General features: G+C 67.2%; 13 protein-coding genes. 5 read left to right on the plus strand and 8 right to left on the minus strand.

What is annotated here, in order from left to right:
* Positions 1-76 precede the first annotated feature (76 nt).
* From HUA75_RS12010 to HUA75_RS12020, 3 genes are all read right to left on the minus strand, one after another.
* On the minus strand, positions 77-838 hold the full coding sequence (locus HUA75_RS12010; RefSeq protein ID WP_141646536.1) for a hypothetical protein: 762 nt from the start codon (positions 836-838) through the stop codon (positions 77-79).
* Between the two features lie 169 nt (positions 839-1,007).
* Positions 1,008-2,177 (minus strand): TIGR02996 domain-containing protein, encoded by a 1,170-nt coding sequence (locus tag HUA75_RS12015; RefSeq protein WP_174486436.1) that lies wholly within the window; start codon positions 2,175-2,177, stop codon positions 1,008-1,010.
* Positions 2,178-2,572: 395 nt separating this feature from the next.
* Entirely contained in the window at positions 2,573-4,336 is a 1,764-nt protein-coding gene (locus HUA75_RS12020) for a family 43 glycosylhydrolase (RefSeq protein ID WP_254627500.1), read from the minus strand.
* A 328-nt stretch (positions 4,337-4,664) separates the two neighbouring features.
* Between HUA75_RS12020 and HUA75_RS12025 the strand changes: the two genes are divergently transcribed.
* On the plus strand, positions 4,665-5,153 hold the full coding sequence (locus HUA75_RS12025) for a VOC family protein (protein WP_141646533.1): 489 nt from the start codon (positions 4,665-4,667) through the stop codon (positions 5,151-5,153).
* Positions 5,154-5,233: 80 nt separating this feature from the next.
* Here the strand turns inward: HUA75_RS12025 and HUA75_RS12030 are convergent, their stop codons facing one another.
* The gene (locus HUA75_RS12030) at positions 5,234-7,714 is read right to left on the minus strand and encodes a WD40 repeat domain-containing protein (protein WP_174486437.1); all 2,481 of its coding nucleotides are present in this window, start codon (positions 7,712-7,714) and stop codon (positions 5,234-5,236) included.
* Between the two features lie 374 nt (positions 7,715-8,088).
* On the opposite strand from HUA75_RS12030, the gene HUA75_RS12035 reads away from it, so the two are divergent.
* Positions 8,089-9,429, plus strand: coding sequence for an AHH domain-containing protein (locus tag HUA75_RS12035; RefSeq protein WP_174486438.1), 1,341 nt, complete (start codon positions 8,089-8,091; stop codon positions 9,427-9,429).
* Between the two features lie 124 nt (positions 9,430-9,553).
* Positions 9,554-10,018, plus strand: coding sequence for an imm11 family protein (locus tag HUA75_RS12040; protein ID WP_371746097.1), 465 nt, complete (start codon positions 9,554-9,556; stop codon positions 10,016-10,018).
* Between the two features lie 57 nt (positions 10,019-10,075).
* Here the strand turns inward: HUA75_RS12040 and HUA75_RS12045 are convergent, their stop codons facing one another.
* Positions 10,076-10,558 (minus strand): transcription termination/antitermination protein NusG, encoded by a 483-nt coding sequence (locus HUA75_RS12045; protein ID WP_174486440.1) that lies wholly within the window; start codon positions 10,556-10,558, stop codon positions 10,076-10,078.
* A gap of 144 nt (positions 10,559-10,702) precedes the next feature.
* Positions 10,703-11,290, minus strand: a complete 588-nt coding sequence (locus HUA75_RS12050; RefSeq protein WP_174486441.1) for a TetR/AcrR family transcriptional regulator — start codon at positions 11,288-11,290, stop codon at positions 10,703-10,705.
* A 176-nt stretch (positions 11,291-11,466) separates the two neighbouring features.
* Here HUA75_RS12050 and HUA75_RS12055 point away from each other — a divergent pair, with 176 nt between their 5' ends.
* Positions 11,467-13,233: a CocE/NonD family hydrolase gene (locus tag HUA75_RS12055; protein ID WP_174486442.1), complete on the plus strand. Its 1,767-nt coding sequence runs from the start codon at positions 11,467-11,469 to the stop codon at positions 13,231-13,233.
* Between the two features lie 224 nt (positions 13,234-13,457).
* Here the strand turns inward: HUA75_RS12055 and HUA75_RS12060 are convergent, their stop codons facing one another.
* Both HUA75_RS12060 and HUA75_RS12065 read right to left on the minus strand, forming a co-directional pair.
* Positions 13,458-16,286, minus strand: a complete 2,829-nt coding sequence (locus HUA75_RS12060) for a M20/M25/M40 family metallo-hydrolase (RefSeq protein ID WP_174486443.1) — start codon at positions 16,284-16,286, stop codon at positions 13,458-13,460.
* 62 nt (positions 16,287-16,348) lie between these two features.
* On the minus strand, positions 16,349-19,852 hold the full coding sequence (locus tag HUA75_RS12065; RefSeq protein ID WP_174486444.1) for a pyruvate carboxylase: 3,504 nt from the start codon (positions 19,850-19,852) through the stop codon (positions 16,349-16,351).
* Between the two features lie 124 nt (positions 19,853-19,976).
* Between HUA75_RS12065 and HUA75_RS12070 the strand changes: the two genes are divergently transcribed.
* Entirely contained in the window at positions 19,977-21,347 is a 1,371-nt protein-coding gene (locus HUA75_RS12070) for a cytochrome P450 (RefSeq protein WP_174486445.1), read from the plus strand.
* Positions 21,348-21,351 lie beyond the last annotated feature (4 nt).

Consider the following 21,351-nt stretch of genomic DNA (forward strand, 5'->3'; position numbering starts at 1 on the left):
TCTGGCGAACTGCGGCCGCGTGGCTCTACGGAGAAGGGGGGGCCGGCGAACTCCCGGCCCCCTCGGAGTCAGCGCACTACCAGATGCAGGACGGAATGCCGGGGAGCAGCGGGAACGAGGAGAGCGCGCCATCCGGCACGACGCCATCCGCGGTGACTCCCGTCACTTCGCCCTTCCACATGGTGGGGGAACTGGAGCGATACCCCATGTAGTACACGGTGCTGCTCGAGCGCTCGCGGAGGAGCGTTCCGCAATACACCTCATTGGAGTACTGACCCACCGTGCCCAGGGGAACGACCTTCACGGCGGATGAGCCGCCGAAGTAGGCGAGGTCCGCGGGGGTTGTGACGGCGAACACCGCGCCCGCGACGAAGAGATAGATGTCGCTCGACGTGCGGTCCTGGATCAGCGCGCTGTACACGAGCATGGGGAAGACGTCCCGCGACCCGGTCGGGACGTTGTTGACGCTCGTGGTGTCATCCCAGAAGCCCAGCTCCGTGGGATTCGGAACCCACCAGTCCTTCGCGCCCACCACGACGTAGATGGCTGTCTCGCTGAGCTCGCGGATCAGCGTGCCGTCTCTGGGAATCACCTCATAGGTGTTGATGGTGGCCTGGGGCTGCGTCACCGAGGGGGCGAAGACGTAGTGGATCCACTCCCCTGCGGGAATGAGGAACCTCGCGCCACCCGCCACCACGTAGCGGTTCGTGGTGTCGGAGGCGCGAAGGACATGACCGTCAGCGTAGGGCGCATAGCCCGCGAGTGCCTGGGCACCGAAGAGGCTCAACCCCAGGGCGAGCAAGCGAGGAATGAATGCAAGGAACGAGGCAACGCGCACAGGGATTCTCCGTTCAAGACGTGTGTGCCGCCGAGAGGGGCCGGCCCGACTCGATGACAAAGGGGATACGCCGCCAGCCTTTGGCTTCGGTCGTATCCCTTTCACGGTTTGTCGATGTGCGAGGTGCTTCCGCGATTGCTGAAAATTCGTCCCTGACGAGACCTGGCCGCTACTCGCCCACCGCGACGTAGCGCTCATCCTCGTCGTAGTTGCGCTGGTTGCCCGCCGCCACGGTGTCCGCCAGCTTCGCCACCTGCTTCACCCCCTCCGGGGTGAGCGTGTTCTCCGTCACGTCCAGATGCTTGAGGTGTTTGAACGCCTCGGCATTGTCGGCGAGCACCTTCGCGCCCAGGTCAGACAGACAGCCCATGGACAGGTCCAGCTTCTCGAGCTGGGGGAGCACCTTCGCGGTGGGCAACGCCTTCGCCAGCTCGTCCGTGAACTCCGCGTTGCACAAGCCCAGGGACTTGAGGGCTGGCAGCCCCATGCCGTCGAGGATGGGCAGGATGTCCTCTACGTCACCCTCCGCGCCGTGGTACCGCGAGCCGAACCAGACCTCCAATTTCTCCAGCTTGGGCCAGTTCGCGCTGGCAATGGACTTGACGACCGCCAACGGCAGACTCCCTGTCTCGAGGGTGAAGTCGCGCAGCTCTGGCAGGTCCATTTCGCCCAGGTCCAGGGCCGCGCCGCGCAGCCGCAGCGAGCGCAGGTGGGGCAGCGCCGCGTAGAGCCCCGAGACGCCGTTCAGGTAGGTCCAGGAGATTTCCAATTCCCTGGGGTAGTCGAAGTCGCCGAGGAAGAGGCTCTGAATCGTCGATGAGCCTTTGGCCTGGATGATGGCCTGGGTGACGTCTTCGTAGTCGTTACCCCCGTCCGCCGTCACGATGCCGACGGTGAGTGACTTGAGGAAGCGCGCGGAGGGGTGGGCAAGCAGCGTCGACACCGTCTCCGATACATCGAGCGTGGAGTTGTATTCCTTGCGACCCACTCTGGCGGCGCGGATGAACCCCAGGTGCCACTCCAGCGAGAGTTCCTCATCGGCCCACGGTGTCGCCAGCGAGCCGAGCAGCAGCGCCTGGTGCTTCTGGATGAGCGCTGTCACCCGGCGCTTGAGGTCGCTGGCCTCCGCGCCCTCGGCCTTCGATGCCGCGTGCTGGAGCGCGATGAGTTCACCGCGCGGGTCGCCCTGGCGCTGGAGCCAGTCTCCATAGACGAGGTACGTTTCCACGTTGTCCGGGTCCTTGAGGAGGGTGGCTTCGAACTCCGGATTGGATTTGCCCTCCGGCGTGCTCTCGCTGAGTTCGTTGGAGCTCGCTTCCTCGACCTCGTCCCGCGCCATGGCTGTCCACTCCCGCGCCGAACGTGGCGCGCCTCGGACCGGACGTTAGTGAGGTGGACCGTCACATGGCGAGGGGATCAGTGCCCCGGTGAGGTCTGGCGCCATCCTCGTGATGACCGCAGTCACCGTCGGGGCGCCTGCCGCGTGCCTCCCGGAGCCAGTACGTCCCCGGGAACTCCATGGGTTGCGAGGCCGTCCAGGGGTGGCATGTGCGCTGCGGTGAGGGCGGGACAGACTCGCCGCGGCGGCCCTCGGTCGCTGTCAAGAGCAGGTGAGATACATGATCGACGTCAAAGCGGCCGTGTGCTCGCGAGCGCGGATGCCACGGAACATGGCGTGTGGGCCTCCGGGTGGCATCGTCGCGGATGCGCACCCGGAGGGGAGATGCAGGCGGCTCAGGGGATGACGATGTGCGAATGCATGCCTCGCCCGTCATACGGCGTGGCGCCGCAGCGGGCGCGGGCCCAGTCGCCATTCACCGCGGAGCAGATGCGGAAGGCCTGGATGTTGGAGGAGGGCACGTTGATGCCGGGCGTGTCGCAGCGCCCCAGGTAGGTCCAGGAGAGGCTCTTGTTGACGGAGGTGACGCCGATGCAGGGGCCAATCCACGCGCCGGTGTCTCGTCGCTGCACGTCGATGGAGTACTGAGCGGTGGTCTCCTCCTCGCTCCAGCTCAAGTCCACGAAGGGCGTGTAGCCACCCGGCAGGTCCAGGGTGACGTCGTCGGAGATGCCGTCATAGGCCCGCTCGACGAAGGGGCCCCAGACGTTGTTGTTCGAATAGAAGATGCGGAAGGCGGCGATGTCGCCCTTGGTCACCACGCGGTCTCCAGCGCTGCGGCACACCCCGTCGAAGACAGTCTTGTTGGCCTGTCCCAGGACGGCCACGGACAGGCACGGGCCAATCACCGTGCCGTCGCGCAGCACGACGTCAAGCGAGTAGCTGTACCCGGTCAGCTTGTTCCACCGGACGTTCACCTGGTTGAGCGAGTGCAGCGAGCCGTCCGGCTTGAAGGCGACGCGTTGTTTGTACGTGCTGCGCGAGGTGAGGTTGCCCGAGGCGTCGAAGGCGCCGACGTGGAAGACGTTGAAGTACTCACCCCGGCGCTCGACGATGACGTTGTGGCCGTGGCTCTGCACCAGCCTGCCAGCGGTGTTGCGCAGGGGCTGCGAGAGCCGCCGCACCGCCCGTGCTCGCGTGAGCTGGGGGATGGAGTCCCCCATCACGTAATACATGGCGTACTGGCTGTTGTACCAACCGCCGCTGAGCAGCAGGTAGTACTGGCCATTGCGCTTGAAGACCTCGGGGGCCTCGTTGATGCCTTCCTCGTAGGAGGGCGTCGAGAAGATGGCCGGGCCCGCGTGGTTGTAGACGGTGCCGGGGGCGGCGGAGTTGAAGGAGGAGATGTTGTTGCCCCGGTCGAACCAGACATAGAAGAACCAGCGGCCCGATGTGTCATTGAACGTGGCCGAGTCGATTCGGATGTTCCGGTTGCAGCCCTGCGGCAGGCATGCGGTGCCGGTGGAGGTGCGAGGCCAGGTGGTGTTGGCGTTGATGGGCTGGGGCGCGCCGAACTGGAGGTTCAGGTCGGGCGCGGTGGCCACGAAGGTGGTCACCTCCTGGCCGGACGGAGGACACGCGGCGCCGTTGGGGACTCGGTGCGCCGAGAAGTACAGCTGGTACACGCCGTCGTATTTGCCGAGGTCAGGCGCCCAGAGGAAGCAATAGTCATACACGGGGTCGACCACGGACGGGTCATAGGAGCGCTTGAGCTGGAAGCTCGTCAGGTCTCGCGTCTCGTAGATGGGCAACTGCCACCCGTTGCCGGTGCCGGACAGGAAGAACAGGTCGTCGTGCTCCTTATAGACGTCGGGGTCCGCCATCCCCGGGACGAGCAGCGTGCGCCGTCCGTAGTCTCCACCGCGCGTGGCGCAGGCGGCGTCGGTGTACCCCTCGTCACAGATGCAGCGCGCGGTGCCTGCCTCGTCACGACAGACGCCATGACCACTGCAAGTGACGCCGTCGCAGACGCCGGCGAGGGCGTGCGATGTCGAGTGAACCTCTTGTCTGGGCTCCAGCTCCGGTGACGATTCACCCCCACATCCGACGACGGCCAGGAAGAGCGCGGCCAGCGGGACGACGACACGTGCGGTGTGCATGGACTTCCTCCTGGGCGCAGCGTCGCAGGAAGGAGGCGCCGGACAAAGCTTGAGTTTCTGGACATCCTGGTCCGGTTCGCGGCCATGGTGTGGACATGTCACGGAGGTGAAGCGCTATCCTGTTGGAGGCATGGATGAACGTGCCTCCCGCTGCCGCGCTGTTGTTGCTGGTTTGGCTGTTCGACGCGGCGAAGGTGGCAATCGAGGCCACTGGCGGGCAGGTGCTCAACGGTCCGAACTAAATCCCCGGCGGCGATTTCTCGATGAACGGGGTCGATCCGCAAGGCGCGGAGTTCGCGCTGGTCGGTGCAAGGAAAGGGTAGGCGAAATGGCGGAGAAGATTATCAATTGCCTGTGGTTCGACCATGGCGAGGCGCGCAAAGCCGCGGAATTCTACGCCAGCGTGTTCCCCAACAGCCGCGTTGGCCCGGGCCACGAAGCCGCGACCGACTTTCCCGATGGCAAGGCGGGGGACGAGCTGACCGTGGAGTTCACCGTCCTCGGCCGTGATTTCGTCGGGCTCAACGGCGGGCCGACGTTCAAGCCTGACGAGGCGGTCAGTTTCATGGTGGTCACCGAGAACCAGGAAGAAACCGACCGTTACTGGAATGCGATCGTCGGCAATGGTGGCGCGGAGAGCGCCTGCGGCTGGTGCAAGGACCGCTGGGGTTTTTCGTGGCAGATCACGCCGCGCGTGCTGCTCGATGCGACGACCCACCCAGACAAGGCGGCGGCCAAGCGTGCGATGGACGCGATGATGACCATGGGAAAGATCGACATCGCGAAGATCGAGGCCGCGGTCCGCGGGGGAGGCTGATGCGCGGGGCCGCCGAGCCTCGTGTGCGGCTCGACGGCGTGGAGCGCCAGTGGCATCTGGGCTGCCAGTGACTCCGGGCCTCAGGCTTCGCCTGAGGCGTCGTGGAGCTTCAGCACGTAGAGGAAGTCCGGGACGGTGAGTCCGCGCGCCACGACGAGCCCGTCACGCAGGATGATCGCCTCCTCCAGCGAGTCGTGGAAGCGCGCCAGGGGCGTGGTGTCCATCCGGCGATGGAACGCGACGGGCTCGTCGCTGAGCACCTCCCAGTACGTGCGGCGCGTCACCTCATCGGGCTCCGCGCTACCATCGAGCACCTCTCTCGGCGCCCCCGTGGCGAGGTCGAAGAAGCGCGTCTTCTGGTCATCCGAGCGGGTGACGAGCACATCCCCGTCCATGGCCACCAGGAACGGCAGCGCGGGGTGCTGTATCTCGTACATGAGCCGCCCCGTGTCCGCTTCATACATGCGCACCCGGTCGTCCAGTGCGCACACGGCCACCCGCAGGCCATCCTCGGAGAGCCTCGCGGTGATGACCGGCTCTTCGGAGACCTGGAGCAAGCGCCGGAACCCCGTGGACAGGTCGAAGAGCTCGAGATCACCCGAGGCCCGTCCCACCGCGATGCGCGGCACGTGCTCGGCCGCCGTGTACGCCACCGCGGGCTTCATCAGGGCCTGCGTGTCGAGCACGAGCCGGCCCGTCTTCACGTCGTGCACCTGGAGCCGGGAGGGCTCTTCATGGCCCGACACGAGGTAGCCGCCGTCCGGGGTGAACTCCACCATCGTGACAGGGGCCTCGGGGCCCTTGAATGTGTGGAGCAACTGGCCGTCGGCCACGCGCCACACTCGCACCACGCCCAGCTCGAACGTCCCCGCGAGCAGCGTCGTGTCCGGGGAGAAGGTCATGACCTGCTTCATCGTCATCTTCCTGGACGCATCCCGCCCCTCCAGAGGCTTGCCGGTCAGCTCCATCGTCGGTGCGAGGCGTGCCAGGTCGAACAACTGGATGCCCCGTCGCCACCCGTCCTCCAGGTAGTTCGTGACGGGATAGGCGGCCAGCGCGTCGTTCCCGCTGAAGCGCCAGGGATGCAGGTTGGATGCATTGGTCTCGGGCGGTGGCTCGCGCACGTGGCCCTGGGCATCGATGGCGAGCATGCCATCCATCCGCATCGCGACGGCCAGGGTTCCCTCGGTCCGTCCCCAGAGGTGCTTCACGCGGTGCTGCTCGGAGAGGAGCCTGGGGGGCGTGGGCGCATCGAGCCGGCTCAGCAGCACACCGCCATCGACGGCCGTCAGCGCGAAGTGCTTCAGGTCTGGCGAGAAGGCCGCGCCGCGCTCGTGCCCGTCCGAGGAATAGGGACGCGACCACACCGAGGCGCCGTCCTTCACGTCCAGCACCTCCAGCCGGTCGTACCCCAAGAGGCCCAGCCGCGAGGACCCCAGCCACTGCACGTGGGAGTAGCGCGAGCCCCCCTGGATGCCGCGCACCCGCTGCCAGGTCTTCGTCTCCGCCACGCCGACGTCGTCGAGGTCCGCCCACGCGAGCCACTCGCCGTCCGGACTGAAGGCCACGGTGCTCACGGAGCGCTGCGCATCCAACCGCGCCACCTGCTCGCCCGTGGCCACTTCCCACACGCGCACCGTGTCGTCCGATGCGCCCGACACGAGCCAGCGCCCCGAGGGATGGAACGCCACGCTCAGCACGGACTGCTGGTGCCCCTTGAGCGTGCGGACCTTCTCACCCGTGTCCAGGTCATACAGGTGGATGAGCCAGCCGAGGTTGGCCACCGCCAGCAGCGTGCCGTCCGGGCTGAAGGCCACCGACGTCACCTGTCCCTCCTGACGGCGGAACAGGTGCAGGTGCTCTCCCGTCTCCACGTCCCAGACGCGCGCTTCATGCGCCCTGGAGCCCGAGGCCAGTTGCTTGCCATCCGGGCTCCACGCAATCCCGCGCACCTCCATCTCGTGGCCCTCCATCACCCGGAGTTGCTTGCCCGTCGCCACGTCCCAGATGTGGACGTTGTTGCCGTCGGCGCGCGAGCCGTCGGTGTACGAGCCGGTGGCGAGCCGCGTCCCCGTCGCATCGAAGGCCGCGCACAACACCTGGGACTCGTGCCAGAAGTACACGTCGGCACCCTCCAGCGCGCCACGCAGCGGCAGGAGGGACTCCACCCAGGGCGCGCCGCCGGAGGACTCGCGCTGCCGTCGCCACCAGGCCGCGAGCTGGTGGAGGTGCGCCTCCGGGTCGTCCCAGGGGCCCTGTCCCGTGACGGAGAAGTGCCGCGCGGCGTCTGGCGCGTCGTACCAGCGCAGCCGGTTGTAGAGGCACTGGAAGAGGGCCTCGGGGTGCTCGCGCAGGAAGTCCGCGTCGAGGGTGACGGCCTTGCGCAGCACGCCGAGCGTCCGAGGCCCCACGGTGGGGCCGTCCTCGTGCAGCACGCGCGTGTCCGCGGGCGTCCGGGCGAGCGCGTCGTTGAGCGCGGCGAGCAGCCCGTCCACCCCCTCGGCGTCGATGAGGGCTTCGAGGGTGGAGAGCTCGGTGAGGGATGCGAGGTCTTGGGGCATGGGGGCTTTCGCCGCGAGGCGCGGGGGACGCATTCTCGCGGCGACCCTCCGCCGGGTTCAATGGGCGAGTGCCTGGCGCGTCGCGGAGCCGGCGAAGGATTTGGCCCGGGCCCAGGTCGTCTCCCAGGGACTCAAGTCGCCGCTGGACTAGGAAGATGTTGAAGAGGGGGCCATCGGCGCGGCGCACGAACACGGGATTGGCCGGGTCGCTGATGCCGAAGATGACGAGCCCGGAGGAGTTGCTGGCGATGTAGAGCGCATCGTCCTTGGTCCAGGCGTCTGATAAAGCTTGAGTTTACGGACATCCAGGTCCAGATCGCAGCAATGGTCCGGTCCTCTCTCGGAGATGGCGCCCTTTCCTATGGGAGGGCTGGATGAGCGTGCAAAGCGTTACCGCGCTTCTGCTGTTGGTTGGGCTGACAGGCTGCGCTTCAGGGCGCCTGGTGCGCTTGGAGACGGGGCAGGGGCCATCGGTTGTCTTCACACCTCACAGCGGCGATGCCGGACCAGTGGAGCTGGAGCGGCGTGAGTTCAAGGAAGCCGTGGCCCGGCTGGCGCGGGAGATTCGGCCCTCGGTGAATCCCCAGCGGACAGCGCGGAACCTCTTGGGCGTGGAGTCTCGCAGCGGGGTGTACCTCTTCAACCCGCGCACCCGACAGGTGACACTGCTGGAGGGGGATGCGCTGGCCGCCGACATGCCGCCTGCGGAGGTGGAGCTGTCGCGGGCATATCTACGTTGGTGCGAGCGCACTGGACGCAAGGGCGACTGCCTGCGGCTGTTGGTGGACAGCCCCACCGTGAGCGGAGACGGGCGCTATGCGCTGACCATGGCCCTGGCCCAAGGCGTGGTCCTGGAAGAGATGTTGGACGCCTTCAAGGACATGGCTGACCCGCACGCGGCGCTGTCGGCGGCACTGTGGACCATGACCCTCTACATGGTTCTCTGGTCTGTGCCAGAGCCGGTGAGCAAGGGCCTGGCTGCTGTGATGACAGCGACAGCGATTGTCTACCTTGGAGTCGACACCTTCTGGACGCTGATTGAGGGCTTCAAGCGACTCGTGGAAGAGGCGGACCGGGCGACCACGTTTGACGAACTGCGCGAAGCAGGGGAGCGCTACGGACAGGTCATGGGCCGGAACGCGGCGCGTGCCTTCGCGCTGCTGGCGGTGGTTGCCGTGGGGAACACGGCCGCGGGTTTCGCGAACAAGGTGCCTACGCTGCCCGGTTCCGCCCAGGCCGCGATGCTGGCTGGGGACCGCGCGGGCCTCCGCCTTGGCTTCGTGGGAGAAGTCGGCGCGGTGGCCGTGTCGGGCGGGGCCGTCACCGTGGCACTCGCTCCTGATGCGGTGGCCTGGTCCATGGCGGGCACGGCTGTTGCTTCGGTGGACGCGGAGGGCCACGACCACCACATCGCCACGAACAAGTGGTGGAAGTCGACGAAGAATGAGGGGCCGTGGTCACCTCGGCTCCAGGCGATTTTCGACAAGGCGGGCATGTCGCTGAATGACCCGGCCAACATCGTCCGCGTCAAAGGCCACAAGGGGCCCCACCCTCAGGAGTACCACGAAGCGGTTTTCCAGCGCCTGACTGAGGCAACCGAGGGGTGCCGCACCATGCAGCGATGTCGCGAGGCTCTCTCCGCTGAACTTCGCGACCTCGCCGTGGAAATCGCCTCGCCGGGGAGTGATCTCAATAGACTGGTGACGGGCACCTAGGACCGCCACAATGGGCCACATGCCAAAGCGGTACTTCGACCTGAAGGACGACATGCGGATTGGGGGGCGATGGTTGCTCGGCACCCCCACCGATGCTCACGGTCGGGAGGTGGAAGACCCGTGGATGTTCTACCGGGGCGAGCGACTCCCGGACCTGGGGCCCTTGAAGCTCCCCATCACGGTTCCTGGCAGGGCGCTCGACTTCTCGCGAGCGGCGTTCGCGGCCCCGGTGGTCCATGCCCGAGTGGCGTCCGTCTTCTCGGAACTTGCAGCCGAGGAGGTGCAGACCCTGCCCGTCGAAATTGAGGGTCAGCCTGAGCCGTTCTTCATTCTCGTGGCGACTCAGCTCATTCAGTGCATTGACGAGCAAGTCTCCAGACACATCAAAAAATGGACCCCAGAAGATGGGCGGCCCGAGAAGCTGGGAAAGTACCGAGACGTGCGGGGGATGCGTATCGACTCGTCGCGGGTGGGTGACGCCAAGATCTTCCGCCCCCAAGGCTGGGCCATCGTGCTGATTGTCCGGGAGGACATCAAGGACGCCTTGGAACGCATGGGGGCGACAGGGACGACGTTTGAAGAAGTCTAAAGTAACCGACTGCCGGACGGCATCCTGACAGCAGGTGACGGGCACCTGACTATAGCTCTATTCCACATCCGAATAACTCAAATCAAGGCTGACTGACTGGCCAAACACTGTCACCGCGACCTTCAGCACTCTCTTGTCGGGATTGGCCTCTTCGATCTTGCCAGTAAACCCTTCGAACTGTCCCGAGAGGATGCGCACTGCCTCTCCGCGTACGAATGTGTGTCTGGGTTTGCTGGCCGCTTCCGTCACGCCGTGTACGAGCCGTGCGACTTCTTCGGGAGGCAGTGGCATGGGGAGCTGCCCACTGTCCATCCCGGTCACTCTGGGAGTCGAACGGATGGTGTACCAGATCTGTTCTGGAACTCTCCCGGCTTGATCTGTTTCCAGCTCGACGAGGATGTATCCCGGAAGGGTCATCCCATCGGAGGGAATCCGTATCTGGCTGTGCAAGTCATAGGCCTTCATTCGTTCAAGGAGCGCGTCCTTCACCCTGTTCTCGTGGCCCGTGACGACTTGGACCTTGAACCAGTTCTTTGCCATGACGCCTTGCCATACTTGGTGGACTCGCCGCACGCAACGCGGGCCCCTCCCGCACTGTTAATCAGGCAGCCTTGGAAAGAGCGCCTCTCGGTCAACGGGACGCCCCGGGCGTCGGGTGCGATCCCACGCTCCTCGGACATGGGCTCAGACCTTCTCGAAGAAGGCGACCAGGCGGCTTGCGACGAGCTCACTGTCGAGGTCACGGTCGATGCTGACCCTGACCACGAAGCCTTGAACGGCCGTGACGACGGCGTCGGAAATCTCGTCCGCGGCAGTGTCCGGATTCCTCGTTCTTGCTCGCGCGGGAGCCTGACACCAGGGCAGCAACGCTGACCGCACGAGTGTGCGAAACTCGATCACACTGTCCCGAGCGATCTCTTCAATCTCCGCGTCGCGAGGCACGTCCGCCCATATCTGAAGGAGGGTCTGCGCGTGCGCCTTGTCGCTCCTCGACCGCAGCAGGTGCGCGAGGACGCTGGCGGGAGTGCGCTCCGCAGGCAGCTCGTCACTCACCGTCGCGACCAGCTCGCTCAGCGCCATCGAGGCGGCGAAGCGCAAGAGCTCGGCCTTGCTCGAGAAGTGCGAGTAGACCGAGCCGGCGGATGAGCCCGCCTCGCGGATGATGTCCGCCATCGAGGTGCTGGTGACGCCCTGACGAGCAAAGCAGCGCATGGCTGCAGCCGCGATGCTCTCGCGCCGCCGCTGCCTCGAACCTTCGCTCAGCTTGGGCATGACGGAAGATTAATCCCACTCACGACAGATTCGTCACACCTCCGTTCGACTTGACAAACAGAATGAACGTTCTTTATGTCGAGGAGGCCGGGAGCGCGGATATCCATGTCCGGGGCCCGAAGGACGAGGACCGGCACGGGGCTGGTCCCTGGTTGAAGAGACACGAGGAGTTCGTCATGAGCGATGACCAGAAGGTGTTCGTACCGTCCCAGCCGTTGAAGCCGGGCGCCAGGTACGGCGTCTTGAGTGGGTTCGAACCAGGCACGCGAACCCTGCCGGCCGGATTCAAGATCGCGCCCCCGTTCCAGTCGGTGCCGGTCGAAATCGTCCTCGAGAAGGACGTTGCCGTCACCTTGAGGGACGGCGTGAAGATCTACGTCGATGTGCTTCGCCCCGCCGGAACGCAGAAGGTGCCGGTCATCGTGGCATGGAGCCCGTACGGGAAGGGCCAGGGGACCTCCCCGAGCGTGATGGGCATCTTCCAGATGGTCGGGCTCGACAACGGGATTGTGTCGGGGCTGGAGAAGTTCGAGGGGCCGGACCCGGCGTACTGGTGCGCGCGGGGCTACGCGATCTGCAATCCCGACATTCGGGGCGTGGCCGAGTCCGACGGGGACAGCGTCATCTGGGATCGCCAGGAGGGACGCGACTGCTACGACCTGATCGAGTGGCTGGCCGTCCAGGAGTGGTGCACCGGTAAGGTCGCGATGAGCGGGACGTCCTATCTCGCGGTGTCGCAGTGGTTCACCGCCGCCGAACAGCCCCCGCACCTCGCGGCGATCAACCCCTGGGAGGGCGTCAGTGACGTCTACAGGGACCTCGTCCTGCGCGGCGGCATGCCTGACACAGGGTTCGCGAGGCAGCTGCAGGACAACAGCTACTGGGGCAAGGGGCGCAAAGAGGACATCCTCGCGGAGGCCGAGCGGTATCCCCTCATGACCGAGCTGTGGGAGAACAAGATCCCGCGCTTCGAGCAGATCACCGTTCCGGCATACGTGGTGGCCAGCTACTCGAACACCCTGCACACGGCGGGCACGTTCCGCGCATGGCGCCGGATGGCCTCGAAGGAGAAGTGGCTCCGCATCCACAACTCCCAGGAGTGGCCCGACTACTACGACGAAGCGAACCGGGAGGAGCTGCGCCGCTTCTTCGACCGCTACCTGAAGGGCGAGGACAACGGGTGGGAGCAGACGCCGCGCGTCCGGTACTCGGTCCTGAATCTCGAAGGCGGCGATCAGGTCGCGGTCGGTGCGGGCGAGTTCCCCCCGAAGGACGTCACGCCGACGAAGTACTACCTCGACGGCCGCTCGCGCGCCTTGACCACGACAGCCCCGAGCGCTGAAGCGACGGCGGTCTACGACGTGAGCTCCAACCCCGATGCGGTGTCGTTCATCACGCGCTTCGACAAGGAGACCGTCCTGGTCGGCTACCCGAAGGCGTACCTCTGGGTCGAAGCACGCGGCTCGGACGACATGGACCTCTTCATCCTCGTCCAGAAGCTCGATGCGTACGGCACGCCACTGCAGCAGTTCACCGTACCCAACCAGAGCGCGCTGGTGCAGGACATCACCGAGCGCGGCGCCTCGATTCTCCGGTACAAGGGCTCGGACGGACGCCTGCGTGTCTCTCTGCGCCACCTGGACGAGACGCTGTCGACCGATGCGGTGCCCGCCCACAGCTTCGACAGGGTCGAGAAGCTCTCACCTGGTGAGGTCGTCGAGGTCGAAATCGATCTGCTCCCGATCGGCCTCGCGTTCCACTCCGGCGAACAGCTCCGCTTCGTCATCAGCGGCAGGAGCCTTCTGGGAACGATGATGCCCGGAATCCGCGAGTACACGCCTGCCAACAGCGGACAGCACGTCGTCCACACCGGCGGCAAGCACGCCTCCTATCTGCAACTGCCCGTCCAGGCGAGGCGTCAAGGAACGGCAGTCAAGGAGTGATCGACCCAACGAGAGACGATGGCTTTTGGCTGTCGACCTCGTGTCCGTGCCCACTGTCTTGCTTTCAAGCTTCGACACGGCCCGGACCTGGTCCGTGGGGTTGAGTCCCGCTGACTCAGGTGCTCGGAAACAACGCGGGCCCGGGGCGTCCTATGGGAACGAAAGCCGGGCCCGCTCTGTGATTCAACTTCTGGGGCTCTGCGCGAGCCTCCCTGCAAACCGGCTCAGCGAGGGCGCTTGCTCTCCTGGAACGTCACCTCGAGCGGGACTTCCTTGCCCTCGCGCAGCACTCGCGCCTCCACCGTCTCACCCGGCTTGGAGGAATTGAGCACGAACATCAGGTCCTCCACGCCGCCGATGACGTGCTTGCCCAGTCGCACGAGGATGTCACCCCGCAGCATTCCAGCCTGGTCCGCCGCGCCTCCCGCGCGCACACCCGCGAGCAGCATGCCCTTCTGTCCGTTGGGCGGGCCCGCATAGTCAGGCACCGTGCCCAACGACGCGTTGAAGCTGCGCAGGTCTCCGCGCGGAGCGGGGGAGGGCACCTTGCGGTACGTCAGCGCCGTCGCCCCATCCAGGCCCACCGTCACGGCCGACACGATGCGCGCCACCTGCGCGGTTCCCACGGCGTTGATGTCCTCCACCGTGTCCGTCGGCTTGTGGTAGTCCGAGTGCGTCCCTGTGAAGAAGTGCAGCACCGGCACGCCCGCCGCGTAGAAGGGCGAGTGGTCGCTCGGGCCATACCCGTCACCGCTCGGGTTGCAGGTGACGCGAGCCTCGTCGCACGCACGCGCGAGCAGCGGCCCCCACTCGGTGGCGGACTCGGCGCCCAGCACCGACAGGCCACCGGACCGCAGCCGGCCCACCATGTCCAGGTTCAGCATCGCGGTGACCTGCTTCATCCCCGCGTCCCCTCGCTGCCGGGTGAAGTGCGTGGAGCCGAGCAGGCCCGTCTCCTCACCCGAGAACGCCAGGAAGAGCACGTCGTGCTTCAGCGCGGCGCGGCGCTCCTTCAGCGTGCGGGCAATCTCCAGCAGCGCCGCGACGCCCGAGGCGTTGTCATCCGCGCCGCCATGCGCCTCGTGCCGGTCCGGCATCAGCGAGCCACGTCCACCGAAGCCCAGGTGGTCATAGTGCGCGCCCACCACGACGAGGCCCGGTAGCTTGCCCTCGCCCGCCTCCAGCACCGCCGCGACGTTGAAGGCCGCGCGCTGCTCGAACTCGAGCTTCACGTCCACCTGCGCGTCCACGCGCTTGCGCGCCAGCAGTGAGCCCATCACCGGCTCCATCGCCGCGCGCTTCACCACGACGACCGGGAGCCCCGCGTCGCCCACGCCCTCGGGATGCAGGACGGGCAGGGTGGCCTCGGGAGGCATCCTCCACTCCTTGGGCGCGGGCGTGGGAGCCTGGGGCCAGTCCACGACGATGAGCGCCTTCGCGCCACGCTGCGCCGCCTGCCAGGCCTTGTAGCGAAGGTCACCGAAGCGGCGCTGCTTGTCCGTGTCGGAGAACTCGGGGGCGTCCGGGACGAAGCGGCGCACCACGACAATCTTCCCCTTCACAGACAGCTTCGCGTAGTCATCCACCTTGAGCGACGGCTCCACGATTCCGTAACCCGCGAACACCAGCGCGCCCTGCGCCCGGCCCTGCCCGGAGAACCCGAGCACCGTGTACGCATCCGTCGGGAGCACCGTCTTCCCGAGCCGCACCTGAGTCCCCGCTCCGGGCTGCACGGCGGTGGTGACGGGGAACGCCTGCCGGAACGTCCCGGTGTCACCCGCGGGCGTCAGGCCCAACTCCTGGAACCGCGTCTCGATGAGTCCTCCGGCGGCCTCGATTCCCTTCGTGCCAATGCCCCGGCCCTCCTGTGCGGGCGCCGCGAGGAAGGAGACGTCCTCGCGGATGCGGTCCGCGGCGGCAGACGGCGCACCCGAGGCCGGCTTCACGTCATCCACCCAGCGGGCGATGAACAGGTTGGTGTCGCTCTTGCCCTGCGCGGTGGCGCGGTTGCTGGAGAAGGCCAGCCACTTGCCGTCCGGCGAGAACATGGGGAAGCCGTCGAAGCCCGGCGCATACGTGATGCGCTCCAGGTTGGAGCCGTCCACGTCCACCGCCCAGATGTCGAACTCACGGCCCTTGGGGTCGCCGTGGTTCGAGGCGAACAGGATGCGCCGGCCATTGGGGTGGAAGAAGGGTGCGAAGGCGGCGCCGTTCAGCCAGGTGATCTGCTTCGCCTCCGAGCCGTCCGCGTTGGCCACGTACAGCTCCAGCTTCGTCGGCCGCACCAGGCCGCGCTTGAGCAGTCCCTGGTAGTCGTCCAGCGCCTTGCCGGCCTGCGGACGCGACGCGCGCCACACAATCTTGGAGCAGTCCGCGTTGAAGAACGCGCCGCCGTCATAGCCGGGCGTGTGCGTCAGTCGCTTCACGTTCTTCCCGTCGCGGTCCATCCGGTACAGCTCCAGGTCGCCATCCCGCACGGACGTGAAGATGATGGAGCCATCCTTGCCGCAGACGGTGCCCTCCGCGTCGTAGCCCGGCGTCTCCGTCAGTCGCGTCAGCCCGCTGCCATCCGCGTTCGACTTGAAGATGTCGTACGTGTCGTAGAGAGCCCAGACGTAGCCCATGGAGTGGTCGGGCTTGGGCGGGCACGCCTCGCCCCCCAAATGCGTGGAGGCGTAGATGATCGCCTGGTCGCCGGGCAGGAAGTGCGCGCACGTCGTCGCGCCCTGGCCGCTGGAGACCGGCGTCACCGTGGCGGCGGCGCCGCTCGTGGGGTCCACCGCCATGCGGTAGATGCGGTCACAGCCCATGCCCTCGTGCCGGGCCTGGAGCGAGAGCTGCTTGCCGTCAAAGGACCAGTAGGCCTCGGCGTTCTCTCCGCCGAAGGTCATCTGCCGCAGGTCCGCCAGCCGGACTTCTTCCGGGAGCGCGGGCACCTGGGGCGCGGTGCCAGCGGGGCCGGAGCTCGCCGCGGTCTCGGAGGTCGACGGCGACGTGTTGGAGGGAGTGGCGCAGGACACCAGGGCCAGGAAGGACAGGAGTGCACGCTTCATGGGGCGCGACCATGTCAAAGGCCGCGCCCACACTCAACGGCCGGCTGTTCCTTCTCGCGGCCCTACTGGAGCACCGCGAGCAGGTCTCCGCCCTGGACGGAGGCCTTCAGCGTCGTCGCCACCTCCGCGACGGTGCCCGCGCGAGGGGCGCGCACCACCGTCTCCATCTTCATCGCCTCCAGCGTGACGAGCGGCGCACCCGCGTCCACCTTGGCCCCCGCCTTGATGTGCACGGCGATGACCGTGCCCGGCATGCTCGCGGCGACGTGGTTGGGATTGGCGCGGTCTGCCTGACGGCGCGACTCCACGCGAGCCGCGCGGCTGCGATCCCGCACCTGCACCGTGCGGTTGTGGCCGTTGAGCGCGAAGTAGACGGTGCGCAGGCCGTCCTCGTCCGGCTCGCCCACCGCGGACAGGCTGATGACCAGCGTCTTGCCCGGCTCCAGGTCCACCCAGATCTCCTGGCCCACCTCCATGCCGTAGAAGTAGTTGGGCGTGTCGAGGATGGAGACGTCCTCGTAGCGCGCGGCATCGTCCAGGTAGCCCGCCATGACGCGCGGGTAGAGCGCGCTGGAGATGGCGTCCACGCGCGACAGCGGCTGGCCTGTCTTCTTCGACAGCTCGGCGCGCAGGGCCTCCAGGTCCAACGCGGGGAGGCTCGCGGACGGGCGGCCCTCCACGCGCGGCAGGCCCTTGAGCACCGCGGCGCGCAGATCCTCGGGGAAGCCGTTGGGCGGCTGGCCCAGCTCGCCCCGGAAGTAGCCCACCACGCTGGAGGGGAAGTCCAACCGGGGCGCCTCCGCGATGAGCTTCACGTGCGTCAGCGTGGCGGCCTCCGCCAGCGTGGGCGCGCGCACCATCAGGTCGTTCTTCAGGAGGAAGATGGCGAAGTCGCCCACCATCTTCGACGACGGCGTCACCTTGGGGATGTCACCCACCAGCACGTTGACCAGCGCGAAGGCGTCCTTCACGTCGTTCCATCGGCTGAGCAGGCCCATCTCCGCGACCTGCGGCCGGAGGTTGGAGTACTGACCGCCCGGAATCTCGTGGTAGTAGACCTCGCTCGTCGTGCTCTTGAGGCCGCTCTCGAAGGGGGCGTAGTACTCGCGCACGTCCTCCCAGTAGTTGGCGAGCGGCTGCAGCCGCGCGTTGGCCAGGCCCGTCTCACGCGGATGGCCGCGCAGGGCGCTCACCAGCGCGTTGAGGCTGGGCTGGCTGGTGAGGCCCGCCATGCTGCCCAGGGCCACGTCGACGATGTGGACCCCGTGCTCGATGGCCTCCAGGTAGCTGGCGATGCCATTGCCCGCGGTGTCGTGCATGTGCAGGTGGATGGGCAGCTTCGTCACCTCGCGCAGCCGGTCCATCAGCATGGCCGCCGCGCGCGGCCGCAACAGGCCAGCCATGTCCTTGATGCACAGGAAGTGCGCGCCCGAGTCCTCGATGCGCTTCGCCAGGTCCGCGTAGTAGTCGAGCGTGTACTTCTTGCGCTTGGGGTTGGCGACGTCGCCCGTGTAGCAGATGGCCACCTCCGCCACCTTGCCCGTCTTGATCACACGGCGGATGGACACGTCCATGCTGCCCAGGTCGTTGAGGCTGTCGAAGATGCGGAAGACGTCCACGCCCGCCTCGGCCGCCTCGTCGATGAACGCCTCCACCACGTTGTTCGGATAGCTGGTGTAGCCCACGGCGTTGGCGCCACGCAGCAGCATCTGGAGCAGCAGGTTGGGCGCCGCGGCCTTCAGCGCGCGCAGCCGGGCCCACGGGTCCTCGTTGAGGAAGCGGTACGCGGTGTCGAACGTCGCGCCGCCCCAGCTCTCCAGGCTGAACAGGTCCGACGCCAGGTGCGCCGTGGCGGGGGCCACCCGCAGCACATCCCGGGTGCGCATGCGGGTCGCCAGCAGCGACTGGTGCGCGTCCCGCATCGTCGTGTCCGTCAGCAGCACGCGCTTCTGCGCGAGCACCCACTCGGCCAGTCCCCGAGGACCCTTCTCCGCGAGAATCTGCGCGGTGCCTCGGGGCGGGGGGCCGGGAGGCGCCACCGGCAGGCGCGGCTCCATGAACTGCGTGGGCTTGAGCCGCTGGTGGCTCTTGATGGTGGGGTGGCCGTTGACGATGACCTCGGCCAGATAGGTGAGCAGCTTGCTGGCGCGGTCTCTCCGGGGCGCCAGGTGGAACAGCTCCGGCGTCTCGTCGATGAATCGCGTGTAAGTCTTGCCCGCCTGGAAGTCGGGGTGGTGCAGCACGTTCTCCAGGAACGGGAGGTTCGTCTTCACGCCTCGGATGCGGAACTCGCGCAGGGCGCGCTGGCCCTTCATCACCGCGCCCTGGAAGGTGGGCGCGTAGGCGATGACCTTCACCAGCATGGAGTCGTAGAACGGGGAGATGTGCGCGTTGGTGTAGCCGTTCGAGCCATCCAAGCGGATGCCGAAGCCGGTGGCCGCGCGCCAGGCGGTGATGACTCCCGCGTCCGGCATGAAGTTGTTGGACGGGTCCTCCGTGGTGACGCGCAGCTGTACCGCGAAGCCGCGTGGCTGGATGGACTCCTGCGAGGGGATGCCCACCTCGGGCGAGTTCAGCGCGTGGCCCTCCGCGATGCGAATCTGGCTCTGCACCAGGTCCACGCCCGTCACCTGCTCCGTGACGGTGTGCTCCACCTGGAGTCGTGCGTTGCACTCGATGAAGTAGAAGTGGTCGTCGCCGACGAGGAACTCCGCCGTGCCCGCGCTGCTGTAGCCCGCCTCCTTCGCCAGCCGCACCGCCGCGTCGCAGATGGCGTGCTTGAGCGCCGGGGCCAGGTTGGGCGCGGGCGCGATCTCGATGACCTTCTGGTGCCGCCGCTGCACCGAGCAGTCGCGCTCGTGCAGGTGGACCAGCTGCCCATGCAGGTCTCCGAGCAGCTGCACCTCGATGTGCCGCACCCGCTCCAGGAACTTCTCCAGGAACACGGCCGAGGAGCCAAAGGCGCTCTTCGCCTCCGAGCGCGCCGAGGCGAGCGCCGCCTCCAGCTCCTTCTCCTCTCGCACCACGCGCATGCCGCGCCCGCCGCCGCCGTGGGCCGCCTTTACGAGCACCGGGCCGCCGTGCGTGGAGAAGAACTCCCGCGCGCGGGCCAGTACCTGGGCGTCGTCACCCTCCAGCGTCGTGCCCGGCACGGTGGGCACGCCCACCTGCTGCGCGAGCGCCTTGGCGGCGACCTTGTCTCCCATGGTCCGCACGACCGCGGAGCGGGGGCCGATGAAGCGGATGCCCCGGCGCTCGCAGGCCTCGGCGAAGTCGGCGTTCTCCGACAGGAAGCCGTAGCCCGGGTGGATGGCGTCCACCCCGGCTCGCTCCGCCACGTCGAGGATTTCGTCGATGCCCAGGTAGGCTTCCACGGGGCGCTTGCCGTGGCCGACCCGGTAGGCCTCGTCGGCCTTGTGGCGGTGCTCGTGCGTCCGGTCCTCGTCGCTGTAGATGGCGACGGTGCGGATGCCAAGCTCGTTGCAGGCGCGAAACACGCGGATGGCGATCTCACCGCGGTTGGCGCACAGCACTTTCTGGATGGGTCGGATGGGGGCGGAAGCCATGGCTGGGTAGAGGGGATAGGGCGCTTCCCCCTCCCAGCGCAACTGGCCCGTTTCGGGACGTCGGTTTCAAGTCAGTGCATGGCGGTCTTGACGGTGCGGAGCCGACCGGAACAAATCGGGGGTCATGGACACCTCTGCTCCTTCGCCCTCCGTGCGCCGCAAGGCCGGCCCTCGGGGATTGCCCGTGCTGGGTAGCTTTTTTCCCATGCTCCAAGAGCCGTTGGCCCTGGCCAACAAGCTCCACGCCGAATACGGCGACGTGTCCCTGGTTCGCGTCTACGGCTACCCCATCGCGTTCCTGAGGAACCCGGTGGACGTGAAGCGGGTGCTCATCGACGAGCCCCTGGTCTTCCCCAAACCGCGCATCGTCAATCCCTTCAATGGCAACGGGCTCACCGTGAGCCAGGGGGACGTCTGGAAGCGGCAGCGACACATGGTTCAGCCCATGTTTCACAAGGAGAAGGTCCGGCAGTGGGCGGGCATCTTCAGCGACGAGCTGTCCAAGGGCGTGCGGCGGTGGTCCGACCTGGGCGCCAGGGGCGAGTCCTTCGACATGTACACGGAGGCGGCCCGCCTGATGTTCGGGGTGATGTGGCGCACGTGCTTCGATGAGACGCCGCGCGAGGAGTTCTTCGCGAGCATCATGGATGCCATCGACGTGTTCGGTCGTCGGCGAGGGCCCTGGGGCACGCTGTACTTCAAGCTGCTGCCCCGGCTCGACCCGAACCCCGAGCGGATAGGCACGGCGCTGTGGCTCATCAACGGGTGGATCTACGCGCGGCTCTCCCGGCGGCGCGAGCGGGGGACGCAGGACGGAGACATCACCCTGCTGTCCGCGCTCGTGGAGGCGCGGGCCCGGGACACCAGCGAGCCGATGGAGGACAAGCAGGTGCGCGACGAAATCGTCAACCTCTTCGGCGCCAGCTTCGAGATGATCGCCACCTCCCTGACGTGGGCCGTGCACGCGTGTACGCAGCACCCGGAGGTGACGCGCGCCATCCGCGAGGAGGTGAGCTCGGTCTGTGGCAGCGAGCCGCCGAAGTACGAGGACGTGGCGAAGCTGACGTATACGAACCGCGTCGTGCAGGAGATCAATCGGCTGAACCCGCCCGCGTGGACCATCCTCCGGGAGACGGCGGGCGAGGTGGAGGTGGGCGGGGTGCTCCTGCCCAAGGGCACCCAGCTCCTCATGTGCCCGTACGCCATCCACCGGCACCCGGACCACTGGAAGGACGCGGACACGTTCGACCCGGACCGCTTCCTGCCGGAGCGCATGACGGGAATGCACAAGTGCGCCTACGTGCCCTTCGGGGCGGGGCAGCGCATCTGCGTGGGCCAGCACATGTCCCAGGTGGACACGGTGCAGACGCTGGCCACGCTGCTCCAGCAGTGCGACGTGGAGTACCTGGGGAAGAACCCCGTGGAGTGGCAGACGCGGCTGACCTTCGTGCCCAAGCGGGGAATGCCCATGCGGGTGAGCGCCCGCAAGGGCTGACGCC

It is taken from the genome of Myxococcus sp. CA040A, from assembly GCF_013336725.1.
Taxonomy (GTDB): Bacteria; Myxococcota; Myxococcia; order Myxococcales; family Myxococcaceae; genus Myxococcus; species Myxococcus llanfairpwllgwyngyllgogerychwyrndrobwllllantysiliogogogochensis.

Excerpts from the sequence above, each read along its gene's own strand:
- HUA75_RS12030 (WP_174486437.1), bottom strand. The coding sequence starts at position 7,714 with ATGCCCCAAGACCTCGCATCCCTCACCGAGCTCTCCACCCTCGAAGCC.
- HUA75_RS12035 (WP_174486438.1), top strand. The coding sequence starts at position 8,089 with ATGAGCGTGCAAAGCGTTACCGCGCTTCTGCTGTTGGTTGGGCTGACA.
- HUA75_RS12040 (WP_371746097.1), top strand. The coding sequence starts at position 9,554 with ATGTTCTACCGGGGCGAGCGACTCCCGGACCTGGGGCCCTTGAAGCTC.
- HUA75_RS12045 (WP_174486440.1), bottom strand. The coding sequence starts at position 10,558 with ATGGCAAAGAACTGGTTCAAGGTCCAAGTCGTCACGGGCCACGAGAAC.
- HUA75_RS12070 (WP_174486445.1), top strand. The coding sequence starts at position 19,977 with ATGGACACCTCTGCTCCTTCGCCCTCCGTGCGCCGCAAGGCCGGCCCT.
- HUA75_RS12025 (WP_141646533.1), top strand. The coding sequence starts at position 4,665 with ATGGCGGAGAAGATTATCAATTGCCTGTGGTTCGACCATGGCGAGGCG.
- HUA75_RS12055 (WP_174486442.1), top strand. The coding sequence starts at position 11,467 with ATGAGCGATGACCAGAAGGTGTTCGTACCGTCCCAGCCGTTGAAGCCG.
- HUA75_RS12050 (WP_174486441.1), bottom strand. The coding sequence starts at position 11,290 with ATGCCCAAGCTGAGCGAAGGTTCGAGGCAGCGGCGGCGCGAGAGCATC.
- HUA75_RS12020 (WP_254627500.1), bottom strand. The coding sequence starts at position 4,336 with ATGCACACCGCACGTGTCGTCGTCCCGCTGGCCGCGCTCTTCCTGGCC.
- HUA75_RS12065 (WP_174486444.1), bottom strand. The coding sequence starts at position 19,852 with ATGGCTTCCGCCCCCATCCGACCCATCCAGAAAGTGCTGTGCGCCAAC.
- HUA75_RS12015 (WP_174486436.1), bottom strand. The coding sequence starts at position 2,177 with ATGGCGCGGGACGAGGTCGAGGAAGCGAGCTCCAACGAACTCAGCGAG.
- HUA75_RS12060 (WP_174486443.1), bottom strand. The coding sequence starts at position 16,286 with ATGAAGCGTGCACTCCTGTCCTTCCTGGCCCTGGTGTCCTGCGCCACT.